The sequence below is a fragment of the Pseudomonas sp. PDM20 genome (assembly GCF_014852575.3).
Classification (GTDB): Bacteria; Pseudomonadota; Gammaproteobacteria; order Pseudomonadales; family Pseudomonadaceae; genus Pseudomonas.
This window is the reverse complement of record NZ_CM181224.1, coordinates 2,846,110-2,860,896: the sequence shown is the minus strand read 5'-3', so window position 1 is coordinate 2,860,896 and position 14,787 is coordinate 2,846,110. Positions and strand designations below refer to the sequence as shown.

Below are 14,787 nucleotides of genomic sequence, written 5' to 3'. Positions count from 1 at the left end.
AAGACAGTCGCTCCTACGCCAGCCAACAGCGCGACACAGAGCACGGCCAACATGAGGATTTCTTATGTTCATCACAAGAACATTGAGTTTGTCTCATGAAGGCTGCACCGGGAGAATTTCCCCATCGTTGATTCAATGGAGAGATTCACATGGCGCTGGCACACAACCTCGGCTTTCCCCGCATCGGCCGCGACCGCGAGCTGAAGAAAGCCCAGGAAGCCTTCTGGAAGGGCGAGCTGGACGAAACCGGCCTGCGCGCCATCGGCCGCGAACTGCGTGCCGCCCACTGGCAGGTGCAGAAGAACGCCGGCATCGAATTACTGCCGGTGGGCGACTTCGCCTGGTACGACCAGGTGCTGACCCACTCGCTGACCTTCGGCGTGATCCCCGAGCGCTTCCGTGGCCATGGCGAAGCCAAGCCGACCCTGCAGACCCTGTTCGCCATGGCGCGAGGCGTCAGTACGGGGTGCTGCGGCGCGCATGCCCAAGAGATGACCAAGTGGTTCGACACCAACTACCACTACCTCGTCCCCGAATTCAGCGCTGACCAGCAGTTCGAACTGAGCTGGGAGCAGCTGTTCGAGGAAGTGGAGGAAGCCCACGCCCTCGGCCATCAGGTGAAACCGGTGGTAATCGGCCCACTGACCTACCTCTGGCTGGGCAAGACCAAAGGGGCCGACTTCGACAAGCTGAATCTGGTAGAGCGCCTGCTGCCGCTCTACGGTCAGATTTTCCGCCGCCTGGCCGCTCAAGGCGTGGAGTGGGTGCAGATCGACGAACCGATCCTCGCCCTCGACCTGCCGCAGGACTGGAAGAACGCCTTCGAGCGCACCTACAACCTGCTGCAGAGCGAGCCGCTGAAGAAGCTGGTGGCCACCTACTTCGGCGGCCTGGACGACAACCTGGGACTGGCCGCCGGCCTGCCGGTGGACGGCCTGCACCTCGACCTGGTGCGCGCGCCGGAACAGTTCCCGACCATCCTCGACCGCCTGCCGGCCTACAAGATTCTTTCCCTCGGCGTGGTCAACGGCCGCAACGTCTGGCGCTGCGACCTGGAGAAAAGCCTGGAAGTGCTGCGCCACGCCCATGAGCGGGTGGGCGAGCGCCTGTGGGTCGCGCCGTCCTGCTCGCTGCTGCACAGCCCGGTGGACCTGGAGCGCGAAGACCAGCTGGACGCCGAACTGAAGAGCTGGCTGGCCTTCGCCGTGCAGAAGTGCGCCGAAGTCGCCCTGCTCGCCCGCGCCATCAATCAACCCGAGGCTCCGCAAGTCATCGCCGCGCTAGCGCAGAGCCGCACCGTGCAGACCAGTCGCGCCGCATCGCCGCGCATCCACAAACCGGAGGTGAAGGGCCGCCTCGCAGCGGTGAAAGCCGCCGACAGCCAGCGCCAGTCGCCCTTTGCCCAGCGCATCGTCAAGCAGCGCGCCGGCCTCAACCTGCCGGACTTCCCCACCACCACCATCGGTTCCTTCCCGCAGACCTCGGCCATCCGCCTGGCGCGCCAGGCCTTCAAGCAAGGAAGGCTCAGCGTCGCCGACTACACCGAGGCCATGCACAGCGAAATCCGCCATGCCGTCGAGATCCAGGAAAACCTCGGGCTGGACGTACTGGTGCACGGCGAGGCCGAGCGCAACGACATGGTCGAGTACTTCGCCGAGCAGCTCGATGGTTACCTCTTCACGCGCTTCGGCTGGGTGCAGAGCTACGGTTCGCGCTGCGTGAAGCCGGCGGTGATCTTCGGCGACCTGAACCGGCCGAAGGCAATGACCGTGGAGTGGATCCGCTATGCGCAGAGCCTCACCAGCAAGGTGATGAAGGGCATGCTGACCGGCCCGGTGACCATGCTGATGTGGTCCTTCCCGCGCGAGGACGTCTCCCGCGAAACCCAGGCGCGACAGCTGGCCCTGGCGATCCGCGACGAGGTCGTCGACCTGGAGCGCGCCGGTATCAGGATCGTGCAGATCGACGAAGCCGCCTTCCGCGAGGGCCTGCCGCTGCGCCGCAGCGACTGGGGCCGCTACCTGGACTGGGCCACCGAAGCCTTCCGCCTGTGTGCCTCCGGGGTGCGCGACGAAACGCAGATCCACACCCACATGTGCTACAGCGAGTTCAACGACGTGATCGAATCCATCGCCGCCATGGACGCCGACGTGATCACCATCGAGACCTCGCGCTCGGACATGGAGCTGCTGGAAGCCTTCGAGAAGTTCGAGTACCCCAACGAGATCGGTCCGGGCGTCTACGACATCCATTCGCCGCGTGTGCCGGGCAAGGACGAGATGGTCAAGCTGCTGCGCAAGGCCGCGCAGCGCATTCCCGCCGAGCGCCTGTGGGTCAACCCCGACTGTGGCCTGAAGACCCGTGCCTGGCCGGAAACGGAAGCGGCGCTGGTGAACATGGTCGCGGCCGCCCGCGAGCTGCGCAAGGACGTGGCGCTGCTGGGCTGAAAGGGCGCTATACGCAGGATGGCGTGGAGCGCATCGATACCCATCGAATCGGTGCGCCGACAGCATGGGTATCGCTGCGCTCCACCCATCCTACGGGGGTGTTCAGCTCGCAGGCGTCCGCGTAGCCCCGTGTAGGAGCGGGCCATGCCCGCGATCGCGCGCATGGCGCGCTCCTACAGGTTTGCTCCGGGCCGGGCCGGGAACGGTCCAGATGCCGCGTCGATCCGGCAGATGAGCGTGGCGCCGGACAGGCGTAATCTGGAGCCCCTCCGAACGAAGGCACGCAGGATCAGACATGAAGCAGCTGCTCATCATCGGCATCGGCGCGGGCGACCCTGAATACCTCACGGTGCAGGCGATCAACGCGATGAACCGCGCGGACGTGTTCTTCCTCATGGACAAGGGCGCGGCCAAGGACAAGCTGATCCAGCTGCGCCGCGACATTCTCCAGCGCTACGTTTCCCGCAGCGATTACCGCATCGTCGCAGCCGACAGCCCCGAACGCGTGCGCGAAGGCGACTACACCGGGCAGGTACGCGACCTCAACCAGGCCAGGCAGCAGGTGTTCGAGCACCTGATCGAAGACGAACTGCAGGACGGCCAGTGCGGCGCCTTCCTCGTCTGGGGCGACCCGTCGCTCTACGACAGCACGCTGCGCATCCTCGATGCGATCCTGCGCGGGGGCCGGGTGAGCTTCGACTACCAGGTGATCCCCGGCATCACCAGCGTGCAGGCGCTGGCCGCGCGCCACCGGGTGCCGCTGAACGCCATCGGCCAGTCGGTACAGATCACCACCGGTCGCCGTCTGGCCGCGGGCTTTCCGGCCAACGCCGAGAGCGTCGTGGTGATGCTCGACGCAGAAGACACCTACCGCCAGCTGGACGACCCGGAACTGGAAATCTACTGGGGCGCCTACGTCGGCACGCCAGACGAGATTCTTCGCAGCGGGCGGCTCGTCGAGGTCGGCGACGATATCCAGCGCACTCGCCAGGCGGCCCGCGAGGCCAACGGCTGGATCATGGACACCTACCTGCTGCGGCGCGCGCCGAAGGACGCCTGAGCCCACACCCTGCAGTTCTGAGCAGGCTCGACAAAAGCGGCTAGAGTGATTTCGTTGTGTCGACAACGCCCGCCGGAGCGCACCGCTCATGCCCAACGTCAGCCTCGCCCGCTTCATCGAACACGCCACCCAGCTCAGCCGGCAGGAATCCGAACCCTGCCAGTGCGTCGCCTCGCTGGCGCCCTTCATGATGGAGCTGCTGGCCCATGCCGGCGACTTCCTCGAAGCGCACCACTACCAGAGCGACCCGTTCCACTACGCGCGCAACCTGGTCTACCAGGCGCCGGACGACAACCTCTCGCTCTACGCCCTGGTCTGGTCACCGGGCCAGTGGACGCCGGTGCACGACCACGGCAGCTGGGGCGTGGTGGGCATAGTCGAGGGCGTGCTGGAGGAGCGCAGCTACGTCTGCCTGTCCGCCGACCGCAACCGCGACGAGGGCATCGAACTGGTCAAGGGCGGCATGATCCTGCTGCCGCCCGGCGCGGTCACCAGCTTCGTCCCCAACCCCGACCACATCCACGTCACCGGCGTTCCCGCCGACCGCCCGCGCGCGGTCAGCCTGCACCTTTACGGGCGAATGATGAACAACTACCACATTTATGACGTCGAGGCCGGCACGCGGCACTTCGTCGAGGTCGAGCACAACGGCTGAAATACCCGCCGAACACGCCTGCCGGATCACCCCGGAGGCTTGCCCGGCGCGATCTATACTCACACCGGCGCGCGGGCAGGAAGTCCCGCGGCGCATGCCCTGTGGCGGAGGATGGTCAATGAATGCACCTGGTCCCGTTGTTCGTCCGACGATCCTGATCGTCGACGATGCTCCCGAGAATCTCACGCTCCTCTCGGAACTGCTCAAGCTGCTGTATCGAGTCAAGGCAGCGCGAACCGGCGAGAAGGCACTGCAGATCGCAAAGTCCGACGATCCGCCGGACCTCATCCTGCTGGACGTGATGATGCCGGGCATGAACGGTTTCGAAGTCTGCCGGCGCCTGCGCGAAGACCCCCGCACGCAGCGCATCCCGGTGATCTTCATCACCGCCCAGGTCGCCGCCGACGAGGAAATCCGCGGCCTGGAGCTGGGCGCGGTGGACTACCTGACCAAGCCGATCAATCCGCCTACCGTGCTGATGCGCGTGGACAACCAGTTGCGCATCAAGGCCGCCGCTGACTTCCTGCGTGACCAGAACGAATTCCTCGAACAGGAAGTGCAGCGACGCACCCGCGAGCTGGCGGCCATCCAGGACGTCACCATCATCGCCATGGCATCCCTGGCGGAGACCCGCGACAACGAGACCGGCAACCACATCCGTCGTACCCAGCACTACGTCAGCGCGCTGGCCGAACACCTGCAGCAGCACCCACGTTTCGCCGCCGAGCTGAATGAGGAAACCCGCCAGCTGCTGTTCAAATCGGCGCCGCTGCACGATATCGGCAAGGTCGGCATCCCCGACCATATCCTGCTCAAACCCGGCAAGCTCACTGCCGAGGAGTTCGAGCTGATGAAGACCCACACCACCCTGGGGCTCGAAGCCCTGGAGAAGGCCGAGGAGCGCCTGGGGATGGACGTACCCTTCCTGCGCCTGGCCAAGCAGATCGCCTACGGCCACCACGAAAAGTGGGACGGTAGCGGCTACCCGCAGGGCCTGGCCGGCGATGCGATCCCCCTGTCGGCGCGGCTGATGGCGCTGGCCGACGTCTACGACGCGCTGATCAGCAAGCGCATCTACAAATCGCCGATGACCCACGCCAGCGCCGTGGACTTCATCCGCAGCCAGCGCGGCCAGCACTTCGATCCGGACGTGACCGATGCCTTCCTCGCCCTGCAGGACAGCTTCCGCGGCATCGCCGAGCGCTTCAACGACGGCGCGCAGGCTGCCCCCATCCCGGCGCCGGCCAGAGTCTGATTCGCAGCGCATACGGCAAACCTGCCTGGAGGCGGCCCCATGTTGACTCCGCTCGGCTTTCTTCAGCGCCTGAGGCTGCGCACCCGGCTGGCGCTCGGGTTCGGCGGCATCCTGCTGCTTGCCCTGTTCCTCGGTCTCTACGGCCTGCACGTGCAGCGCCAGCAGATCGAACAGATCAACGTGATCTACGAGAAAGAGATGCTCGGCCTCTCGCACATCGAGGCGGCCCGCGTCGCCCTGGCGGGCATGGGGCGCAGCATCCGCCAGTTCGTCCTGGCCGCCGACGAGAACGGCCGTGCGCAGGCGGTCAAGCAGTTCAACGAGGTTCGCAGCAACCTGCGCGAGGAAATCGAACTGGCGCGGCCGCTCATCTACCGGACCTCCGCCCAGCAGGGGCTGGTGCGATTCGAGGCCGCCTACGAGGAGTACCAGGACCAGATCAAGCACGTTCTGGAGCTCAACGACCAGCCTATCCGCCACGGACAAGCCACCGACCTGGGCGCCATCGCCCTGCTCTCCTCCACTGCGCTGCAACGGCCAGGCGAGGTGGCCAACCAGGCGCTGGCCGAGGTGGCCCAGGTCAAGCGCCAGGGCGCCGATCTGGAAGTGAACCTGGCCACGGAACGTTTTTACCGCAGTGTCCAGCTGACCATCTGGCTTCTGGTGCTGGGCCTGGGCGGCGGCGTGCTGTTCGGCATCCTGATCAGCCAGTCGATTCGCCGGCCGGCCGACCAGCTGCGGTTCTCGGTGGATGCCCTGAGCAAGGGCGAACTGGATGTACAGGTGCCGTTCCAGGATTACCCCAACGAAGTCGGCGAAATGGCGCGGGCGATCACTGCCCTGCAGTCCGAGGCGCAACAGATGGCCGATCAGCGCTGGGTGAAGACCCAGGTGGCGACGCTCAGCGGGCAGATGCAGTCGGTCGCCGGCTCCAGCGAGCTGGGCGATCGCACCCTGGCCGCCCTCGCGCCGCTGCTGGCGCTGCGCCGCGCCTCGCTGCACGTCCACGCGCAGGACAGCGAGGAGCTGGTCCTGCTGGGCAGCTACGCAGCGCCGCCGGACCTGCCCCGGCGCCTGCCCCTGGGCCAGGGCCTGATCGGCCAGTGCGCGAAGCAGCGCGCGCCGATCCACCTGCACCAGCCCGACCGTCAGCAGGAGGGCGAGTACGCGCCGCCGCTGTTCCTCGACATACTGCCGCTGATCCACGGCGAGCGCCTGGTCGGCGTATTGGCACTGGAAAGCCTGCAGGTGCGGGAGGCGAGCCAGAGGTCGCTGCTGGACGAGTTCGCGCCGTTGCTGGCGATGAACCTGGAAATCCTCGAGCGCAACTCGCGCACCGAGCAATTGCTCAAGGAGACCCTGAGCCAGGCGGAACTGATGGAGCAGCAGGCCGCTGCCCTGCAGGAAAGCGAGAAGCGCCTGCAGTACATCCTCGACTGCAGCCCGGTCAGCGTGGCCATCGCCACCCGCGACCGCCTGCACCTGGTGAACCCGGCATTCAGCGAGAACTTCGGCCTGAAGGTCGGCGACGCGGCAGCCGGCCTGTATGTCGAGATGGCGGAGCGCGAGTCGGTCTGGAACGACATGCTGGCCGGCGAACAGATGATCGAGCGCGAAGTCCGCATGTACGACAGCCAGGGTGGCGAGCGCGACATCCTCGCGACCTACCTGCCGGTCCTCCACCATGGCGAGCCTGCCGTGCTCGCCTGGCTGTACGACATCACCGCACGCAAGCTGGTCGAGCAGCAGACACATCGCGCCAAGGAGCTGGCCGAGGAAGCGACGCGGGCCAAGAGCGAGTTTCTCGCCAACATGAGCCACGAAATCCGCACGCCGATGAATGTGATCATCGGCATGAGCAGCCTCGCCCTGAAAAGCGGGCTCGACACTCGCCAGTACAACTACGTGCAGAAGGTCCACCGCTCCGCCGAGGGCCTGCTCGGCATCATCAACGACATCCTCGACTTCTCGAAGATCGAAGCCGGCATGATGAGCGTGGAGCACGTCGAATTCCGTCTGGAGGACGTGCTGGAGCAGTTCTCCGCGCTGGTCGGCTTCAAGGCCGAGGAAAAATCCCTCGAACTGCTGTTCCAGCTCGACCAGCGGCTGCCCACCTCGCTGGTGGGCGACCCACTGCGTCTGGGGCAGATCCTGCTGAACCTGGGCAACAACGCGGTGAAGTTCACCGAGCTCGGGGAGATCGTCCTGGGCATCGAGCCGGCAGTGATCGGCAGCGACGTCACCGAGCTGCACTTCTGGCTGCGCGACACCGGCATCGGCATGACCGCGGAGCAGTGCGCGCGCATGTTCCAGTCGTTCATCCAGGCCGACACCTCCACCTCCCGCCGCTATGGCGGCACCGGGCTGGGGCTGTCGATCTCCAAGAGTCTGGTGGAACTGATGGGTGGGCGCATCTGGGTGGAGAGCGAGCCGGGCAAGGGCTCGGTGTTCCACTTCCACGCGCACTTCGGCATCCCCGAGACCGCCGCGCCGCGGCGCATGCTGCGGGCGGACGAACTGCTCGGAGTGCGCGCCCTGGTGGTCGACGACAACGCCTCGGCGCGGGAGATTCTCTCGGGCATGGCTCTCAGCTACGGGCTGGAAGTGGACGTCGCGCGCAACGGCAGCGAAGCACTGGAATGGATCAGCGAGGCCGAACAGCGGCAGTTGCCGTATCAACTGGTGCTGGTGGACTGGCAGATGCCGGGGATGGATGGCATCGAGGTGGTCGCGCGCCTGCACGATGGCCACTGCGAGAACGTCCCGGCGGTGATCATGGTCACCGCCTTCGGCCGCGAAGAAGCGCTGGATGCCGCACAGGAGCGCGGCGTAGAGCTGGGCACGGTGCTGACCAAGCCGGTGACGCCCTCCACCCTGCTGGAGTCGATCAACATCGCCCTGGGCAAGGAGAGCGTCGTCGAGCCACGCAGCCGTGAGCGCCAGAGCGCCACGGACGAGGCGCTGGCCCGTGTCGCCGGCAGCCGGGTACTGCTGGTGGAGGACAATGAACTGAACCAGGAGCTGGCGATGGAGTTGCTGGGCGACGCCGGCATCGAGATCGTGCTCGCCTGCAACGGCCAGGAAGCGCTGGATCGGCTGGCCGCCGACACGCACTTCGACTGCGTGCTGATGGACTGCCAGATGCCGGTGCTTGATGGATACGCGGCCACCCAGGCGCTACGCCAGCGCCCGGAACTGGCGCAGCTGCCAATCATTGCCATGACCGCCAACAACATGGCCGGTGATCGTGAACTGGCGTTGGCCGCGGGAATGAATGACCACATTGCCAAGCCCATCGACCCGCCCGCGATGTTCCTCACCCTGTCGCGCTGGATCGCTCCCCGGCAGCGGCAACCCGGCGGCGCAGCGGCGCCTGCACCGGTGGAGAGGCAGGTTGGCGACCTCGACCTGCCGGGCATCGATACCCATGCCGGACTGGCGACCTGCGCCGGCAAGACCGCGCTCTACGAACGGCTGCTACAACGTTTTGGTACCAGCTACCGGGATTTCATTGGCGAGTTTCGCGCCCTCGACTCGGCAGCCGATCCTACCGCCCGCCGCCGGACCGCCCATACCCTGCGCGGCGCGGCAGCCAACATCGGCGCCCTGGAACTGGCCAGGGCCGCCACGGCGCTGGAGGAGGCCTGCCAGGCCAGCGCATCCGAGGAAGCGATCTCGCGCCTGCTGTTCGAACTGCAAGCACAGCTGGAAAGAGTGCTGGCCGGCTTGGCGACGCGCACCACCCCGCAGCTCGAACAGCCGGCGGCGCCGGGGCTTTCCCCAGCGCAGATCAGCGCCCTGCTCCAGCAACTGCGCGCCCTGCTCGAAGACAGCGACACCGGCGCCGGCGAGCTGGTCGGCCGGCTGGGCAGCGCTTTTGCTGACCCGCTACGGGCCGGGCTGCTGCGGGAGATGACCGAAGCCGTCGAGGGCTTCGACTACGAACGCGCCCTGGCGCAGCTGCAACGGCTGCTGGACGCGACACCCGAGCCCCTGCAACCGCAAGCCTGAGCGTGCGGCCTCAGAGCGTCCTGATCGAGGTACTGATCGCCCGTGCGCACTCGATGGCCGCTGGCGCCAGGCGGCGTTCGGCGTCCTCACGGGTCCAGCGGCTGGTGGGCGCCACCACGTGCACCGACGCCACCGGGCGGCCCTGGCTGTTGCGCACCGGCGCGGCCACCGCCATGTCGCCGAGGAACAGCTCCTCGCTGTTGATCGCATAGCCCTTGCGGCGGATCTCGGCGATTTCCGCGAGGATTTCCTCCAGCGAGGTGCGCGTGTACTGGGTATGGCTGGACAGGTCGCTGCCCTGTAGCAGTTCCAGCACCTCGTCATCGCTCAGCGCACTGAGGAAAGCGCGGCCCGAGGCGGTGCAGTACATGGGGATGCGGCTGCCGATGGGCAGGTGGATGGGGATGAACTTCGGCCCCACGAAGCGCGCCACGTAGAGCATGTCGGTGCGCACCGGCTCGGTGAGGTTGGTGGTCTCGCCGGTGGTCTGCGCCAGCTCCGCGAGGAAGGGATTGGCAACGTCCACCAGGGTGTCGGCGGCGAGGTAGTTGTAGCCGATCTCCATCACCTGCGGCGTCAGCTGGAAGCGCTTGGTCTGCGGGTGCTTGCTGACGTATCCCAGCGCTTCGAGCGTGTGGATCATCCGCTGCGCCGAGCTCTTGGTGATGTCGGCGGCCTCGGCTACCTCGGCCAGGTTCATGGTGCGGTTGCGCGCGTTGAAGCCGCGCAGCACGGCCAGGCCCTTTTCCAGCGACTGGTTGAACAGGCTGTTTTCGTTGTCGCTCATGTCTCTTCCTTGGGAAGGATCACGCCTTTTTCAGGCTATTAATATCGATATGCGATATTTATAAATCTCTTTACGATTCTTGTAAATCATTTATATTGCAGCCAACGCCTCCTGCCGATACTCGAGGCCATCCATAACGCATAAAGACAACAAACCGCGTCAAATGGGAGTTCACCAATGCATCCTCGCCTCCGCGTGTTTTCCTGCGCCCTCGCGCTCGTCGCCAGCTGCGCTGCATCCTTCGCCGCCCAGGCCGAACCTCTGAAAGTCGGGGCTACTGCCACCGGCGTGCCTTTCACCTTCCTCGACGTCAAGACCAACAGCATCCAGGGCATGATGGTCGACTCCGCCCAGGCCGTGGCCAAGGCCGGCGGCTTCGACGTGGAAATCGCCCAGACCACCTTCGCCGCGCTGATCCCCTCGCTCACCGCGAAGAAGATCGACCTGATCTCCGCCGCCATGCTGCGCACGCCCGAGCGGGAGAAAGTGGTGCAGTACTCCGATCCGGTGTTCGAGTACGGCGAAGGCCTGGTGGTGCGCGCTGACGACGACAAGGCCTACACCAGCATGGATGACTTCAAGGGCGAAGTGGTCGGCGCCCAGGTCGGCACCATCTTCATCGACAAGCTCAACCAGCGCGGCATCTTCAAGGAAGTGCGCGGCTATGACTCCCTCGCCGACCTCACCCGCGACCTGGCACTGGGCCGGATCAAGGCCGGCTTCGGCGACCACCCGATCCTCGCCTACCAGATGGCCAAGGGCAGCCTGAAGAAGGTCCGCCTGGTGGACAGCTACCAGCCGCAGATCAAGGGCGAAGTCTGCCTGATCCTGCGCCAGGGCGACCCGCAGCTGCTCGCCCAGGTCAACCGGGGCATCGCCAGCATCAAGGCCGACGGCACCCTCGCCGCCATCATCGGCAAGTGGCACCTGGACTGACGTCCGCCTTTCTTCACGCCGCACCCAAGACTGACCCGCACCTTTCGCCGGAACCCAGCGCCCGGTGAAGGGTGACGGCCGCCCTCAGATTTACGCTCACGGACACCTCCCATGTTTCTCCAGAATGCTCTGGACTTCCTGCCCATTCTATTGAGTGGCGCGGTGGTCACCGTGCAGGTCACGATTGCGTCGTTCCTGCTCAGCTCGCTCATCGGCCTGGCCTTCGCCCTGATGATGGTGTCGAAAATCCGCGCCGTGGCGCTGTTCGGCATCTCCGTGGTCAACGTGATCCGCGGCCTGCCGATCATCGTGCAGCTGTTCTACATCTACTTCGTGCTGCCGGATTTCGGCGTGCAGCTTTCCGCCATGCAGGCCGGCATCATCGGCCTGGGCATCGCCTACTCGGCGTACCAGGCGGAGAACTTCCGCGCCGGCATCCAGGCCATCCAGCAGGGGCAGATCGAAGCCGCCGAGTCCCTCGGTATGCGCGGCCCGATGATCATGCGCCGGGTGGTGCTGCCGCAGGCCTTCCGCATCGCCCTGCCGCCCTACGGCAACACCCTGGTGATGATGCTCAAGGACTCCTCGCTGGTGTCCACCATCACGGTGGCCGAGATGACCCGCGCCGGCCAGCTGATCGCCTCCTCCACCTTCGAGAACATGACCGTCTACACCCTGGTCGCCCTGCTCTATCTGGCCCTGAGCCTGCCGCTGTCGTACGCCCTGCGCCGCCTCGAAGCGCGCATCGCCACGAGGAAGAAAGCATGATCCGCATCCAGTCGCTGCACAAAAGCTACGGCAGCACCCGCGTTCTCGAAGGCATCGACCTGTCGGTGGAAAGCGGCCAGGTGGTGTGCCTGATCGGTCCGTCCGGCTCGGGCAAATCCACTCTGCTGCGCTGCATCAACGGCCTGGAAACCTACGAGGGTGGCGACATCCTGGTCGGCCAGGAACGTGTCGACCGCCACGCCCACTCCATCCACGAAATCCGCACCCAGGTGGCGATGGTGTTCCAGCGCTTCAACCTGTTCCCTCACCGCACCGCGCTGCAGAACGTCATGGAAGGCCCCGTGTACGTGAAGAAGGAGCGCCCGGACGCCGCCCGCGAGCACGCCCGCGCCCTGCTGGAAAAAGTCGGCCTGAGCCACCGCATGGACGCCTACCCGGACGAACTCTCCGGCGGCCAGCAGCAACGCGTCGCCATTGCCCGCGCCCTGGCCATGCGACCCAAGGCGATTCTCTTCGACGAGCCGACCTCGGCGCTGGACCCGGAGCTGGTGGGCGAAGTGCTGGCGGTGATGCGCAAGCTCGCCGACGAAGGCATGACCATGGTGGTGGTGACCCACGAGATGGGCTTCGCCCGCGAAGTGGCGGACAAGGTGTGCTTCCTCTATGGCGGGCGCATCGTCGAGGAAGGCGCGGCCAAGGATGTGCTCGGCGCGCCGAGCCAGCCGCGTACCCAGGAATTCCTCCGCCGCCTGCTCAACACCGACGGGGGCCCGGCATGAACGCCCAGCCCCTGGCACTGCCGCCCTCGCTCTGGGCAGCCACCGCGAACGCCGGCCCGGCCACACCGGCGCTGGCTGAAGACAAGCAGGTCGACGTCGCCATCGTCGGCGCCGGCTATACCGGGCTGGTCACCGCCCTGCACCTGGCCCGCAACGGCGTGCGCGTCTGCGTGCTGGATGCCGGCGAGCCGGGCTGGGGCGCTTCCGGGCGCAACGGCGGGCAGGTGATCCCCGGCCTCAAGCATGACCCGGACGACCTGCGGCGCATGTTCGGCGGCGAGAAGGCCGAGCGCTTGATCGAAGTCGCCGGCGGCGCTGCCGATGAAGTCTTTGAGCTGATCCGCCGCTACGACATCGACTGCGAAGCCACCCGCCAGGGCTGGATCCAGCCCGCCGCCTCGCCGGCCGCCCTGCGCGCCATCGAGAAGCGCGCCGGGCAGTGGCGCCAGCGCGGCGTAGCGGTGGAGATGCTCGACAAGAGCAGCGTCGCCCAGCGCATCGGTAGCAACGACTACCTCGGCGCCTGGGTCGACCCGCGCGCCGGCAGCGTCCAGCCGCTGAGCTACGTGCGTGGCCTGGCCCGTGCGGCGTTGAGTGAAGGTGCCGCGATCCACGGCCACACCCGCGTGAGCAACCTGCGTCGCCACGGCAGCGGCTGGCAGCTCAGCAGCGATAGCGGGCACAGCGTGACCGCCGAACGGGTGATCCTCGCCACCAACGGCTACACCGACGACCTCTGGCCGAAACTGCGGCAGACGGTGATCGCCGCCAACAGCTTCATCGTCGCGACCAGGCCCTTGCCGGAAAACCTGCGGCGCAGCGTGCTGCCCAATGGCGAAGTCTGCTCGGATGCGCGCCGGCTGCTGCTGTACTTCAAGCAGGACGCTCGCGGCCGGCTGTTGCTGGGAGGTCGCGGCCCGTTCGCCGAGCCGCGCTCGCCCGGCGACTGGCTGCACCTGAAGCGCTCGCTGCTGGGCCTGTTCCCGCAGCTGGCCGAGGTGGAGTTCGAATACCAGTGGAGCGGCCGCGTGGCGCTCACCCCGGACTTCATGCCACGGCTGCATGAGCCGGCGCCGAACCTGAGCATCCTGCTGGGCTACAACGGTCGCGGCATCGCCATGGCCTCGACCCTGGGCCGTCACCTGGCGGAGCGCCTGCTGGACCGCGAGAAGGACTTCCCCTTCCCCGTCACCCCGGTGCGGCCGATTCCCTTCCATGGGTTGCAGCGCCTGTACCTGGGCGTGGGCATCGCCTGGTACCGGCTGCTCGACGCCGTTCTCTGAGGGCTCCCGGCCTGACGCCTTGTCAGGCCGGACCGCCTTCCTGCAGCGCCGCCAGGTAAGCACGCGGCGGCTGCCCGGTGTGCTCGCGGAAGCAGCGGTAGAACACCGACAGGGAGTTGAAGCCCACCGCGAACGCCAGCTCGTCGATGCGCGCCGCCGGCTCCTCGCGCAGGCGCTCCAGCAGATGGCCGATGCGCGCCTGGTTCAGGTAGCGGTAGAAGCTCTGCCCGAGCACCTGGTTGAGCAGGTAGGAAATCTGGTTGCGCGTATAGCCGGTGGCCCGTGCCAGGCGCTCCAGGTCCATCTCCGGATCGAGATAGGGATGGGCGCTGCCGAAGTAGGATTCGATATCCAGCAGCATCTTCCCCACCTGGGCCGAGTTCAGGCCCAGGCGACGCTGGTCCTTGACGCCCTCCTCGCGCTGCTCGCGCACCGGCGTGGCGTACTCGTGGACGCGCCAGATCAGCCCGTCGCGCACGGTGATCGCCTCGCTGGCGCGGAACGAGGCCAGCCGGCTGCTGCGCCGCAACGTCAGGCGCGAGCGGTACTGGATGAACGCCGTGTCGCCATCGGCACGAATCTGGTCGATGTGTTCGATATGGTGCTGCGGGCTGCGCGGCATGGCCGTGCGGATATAGCCGGGCAGCTCGCTGGCGGGGATTTCCAGGTCGTTGTAGAAGTCGCAGTACTGCACCTGCGGATGGAACATCGCCAGCACGCCTTCGACGTCGCGGTTCATCCAGCATTGGTGGTAGCGCGTGACCACTTCGCGGGTGCGCTCGGTTTCGTCATTCATGGTTTTCCCTCCGCCTGGGGCCGCAGCGTAGGGCGCGGGCAGCGCGCTG

11 protein-coding genes are annotated in these 14,787 nt (G+C 66.5%); 9 read left to right on the top strand and 2 right to left on the bottom strand.

Features of this window, described 5'->3' with window-relative positions; genetic code table 11:
* Positions 1 to 149: 149 nt before the first annotated feature.
* The 5 genes from metE to IB261_RS13230 all read left to right on the top strand — a co-directional run bounded on the left by metE (position 150) and on the right by IB261_RS13230 (position 9,428).
* A complete protein-coding gene (gene metE, locus IB261_RS13250; protein WP_192382873.1) occupies positions 150 to 2,447 on the top strand; it encodes a 5-methyltetrahydropteroyltriglutamate--homocysteine S-methyltransferase in 2,298 nt (765 codons plus the stop codon).
* Between the two features lie 295 nt (positions 2,448 to 2,742).
* On the top strand, positions 2,743 to 3,507 hold the full coding sequence (cobF, locus tag IB261_RS13245) for a precorrin-6A synthase (deacetylating) (RefSeq protein WP_192382874.1): 765 nt from the start codon (positions 2,743 to 2,745) through the stop codon (positions 3,505 to 3,507).
* Positions 3,508 to 3,595: 88 nt separating this feature from the next.
* Entirely contained in the window at positions 3,596 to 4,162 is a 567-nt protein-coding gene (locus IB261_RS13240) for a cysteine dioxygenase family protein (protein ID WP_081516974.1), read from the top strand.
* Positions 4,163 to 4,280: 118 nt separating this feature from the next.
* Entirely contained in the window at positions 4,281 to 5,417 is a 1,137-nt protein-coding gene (locus IB261_RS13235; RefSeq protein WP_151186859.1) for a response regulator, read from the top strand.
* Positions 5,418 to 5,456: 39 nt separating this feature from the next.
* Positions 5,457 to 9,428, top strand: a complete 3,972-nt coding sequence (locus IB261_RS13230) for a response regulator (RefSeq protein ID WP_192382875.1) — start codon at positions 5,457 to 5,459, stop codon at positions 9,426 to 9,428.
* A 10-nt stretch (positions 9,429 to 9,438) separates the two neighbouring features.
* Here the strand turns inward: IB261_RS13230 and IB261_RS13225 are convergent, their stop codons facing one another.
* A complete protein-coding gene (locus IB261_RS13225; RefSeq protein ID WP_081516971.1) occupies positions 9,439 to 10,215 on the bottom strand; it encodes an IclR family transcriptional regulator in 777 nt (258 codons plus the stop codon).
* Between the two features lie 177 nt (positions 10,216 to 10,392).
* Between IB261_RS13225 and IB261_RS13220 the strand changes: the two genes are divergently transcribed.
* The 4 genes from IB261_RS13220 (at position 10,393) to IB261_RS13205 (ending at position 13,942) form a co-directional block, all read left to right on the top strand.
* A complete protein-coding gene (locus IB261_RS13220; protein ID WP_192382876.1) occupies positions 10,393 to 11,151 on the top strand; it encodes an ABC transporter substrate-binding protein in 759 nt (252 codons plus the stop codon).
* 111 nt (positions 11,152 to 11,262) lie between these two features.
* The gene (locus tag IB261_RS13215; RefSeq protein ID WP_038803618.1) at positions 11,263 to 11,919 is read left to right on the top strand and encodes an amino acid ABC transporter permease; all 657 of its coding nucleotides are present in this window, start codon (positions 11,263 to 11,265) and stop codon (positions 11,917 to 11,919) included.
* A complete protein-coding gene (locus tag IB261_RS13210; protein WP_192382877.1) occupies positions 11,916 to 12,659 on the top strand; it encodes an amino acid ABC transporter ATP-binding protein in 744 nt (247 codons plus the stop codon). Before IB261_RS13215 ends, IB261_RS13210 begins: the two co-directional genes overlap by 4 nt.
* On the top strand, positions 12,656 to 13,942 hold the full coding sequence (locus IB261_RS13205; RefSeq protein ID WP_192382878.1) for an NAD(P)/FAD-dependent oxidoreductase: 1,287 nt from the start codon (positions 12,656 to 12,658) through the stop codon (positions 13,940 to 13,942). The genes IB261_RS13210 and IB261_RS13205 overlap by 4 nt, the downstream gene beginning before the upstream one ends.
* A gap of 22 nt (positions 13,943 to 13,964) precedes the next feature.
* Here the strand turns inward: IB261_RS13205 and IB261_RS13200 are convergent, their stop codons facing one another.
* Positions 13,965 to 14,738, bottom strand: a complete 774-nt coding sequence (locus IB261_RS13200; RefSeq protein ID WP_192295638.1) for an AraC family transcriptional regulator — start codon at positions 14,736 to 14,738, stop codon at positions 13,965 to 13,967.
* Between the last annotated feature and the right edge of the window lie 49 nt (positions 14,739 to 14,787).

Excerpts from the sequence above, each read along its gene's own strand:
- metE (WP_192382873.1), top strand. The coding sequence starts at position 150 with ATGGCGCTGGCACACAACCTCGGCTTTCCCCGCATCGGCCGCGACCGC.
- cobF (WP_192382874.1), top strand. The coding sequence starts at position 2,743 with ATGAAGCAGCTGCTCATCATCGGCATCGGCGCGGGCGACCCTGAATAC.
- IB261_RS13240 (WP_081516974.1), top strand. The coding sequence starts at position 3,596 with ATGCCCAACGTCAGCCTCGCCCGCTTCATCGAACACGCCACCCAGCTC.
- IB261_RS13235 (WP_151186859.1), top strand. The coding sequence starts at position 4,281 with ATGAATGCACCTGGTCCCGTTGTTCGTCCGACGATCCTGATCGTCGAC.
- IB261_RS13230 (WP_192382875.1), top strand. The coding sequence starts at position 5,457 with ATGTTGACTCCGCTCGGCTTTCTTCAGCGCCTGAGGCTGCGCACCCGG.
- IB261_RS13225 (WP_081516971.1), bottom strand. The coding sequence starts at position 10,215 with ATGAGCGACAACGAAAACAGCCTGTTCAACCAGTCGCTGGAAAAGGGC.
- IB261_RS13220 (WP_192382876.1), top strand. The coding sequence starts at position 10,393 with ATGCATCCTCGCCTCCGCGTGTTTTCCTGCGCCCTCGCGCTCGTCGCC.
- IB261_RS13215 (WP_038803618.1), top strand. The coding sequence starts at position 11,263 with ATGTTTCTCCAGAATGCTCTGGACTTCCTGCCCATTCTATTGAGTGGC.
- IB261_RS13210 (WP_192382877.1), top strand. The coding sequence starts at position 11,916 with ATGATCCGCATCCAGTCGCTGCACAAAAGCTACGGCAGCACCCGCGTT.
- IB261_RS13205 (WP_192382878.1), top strand. The coding sequence starts at position 12,656 with ATGAACGCCCAGCCCCTGGCACTGCCGCCCTCGCTCTGGGCAGCCACC.
- IB261_RS13200 (WP_192295638.1), bottom strand. The coding sequence starts at position 14,738 with ATGAATGACGAAACCGAGCGCACCCGCGAAGTGGTCACGCGCTACCAC.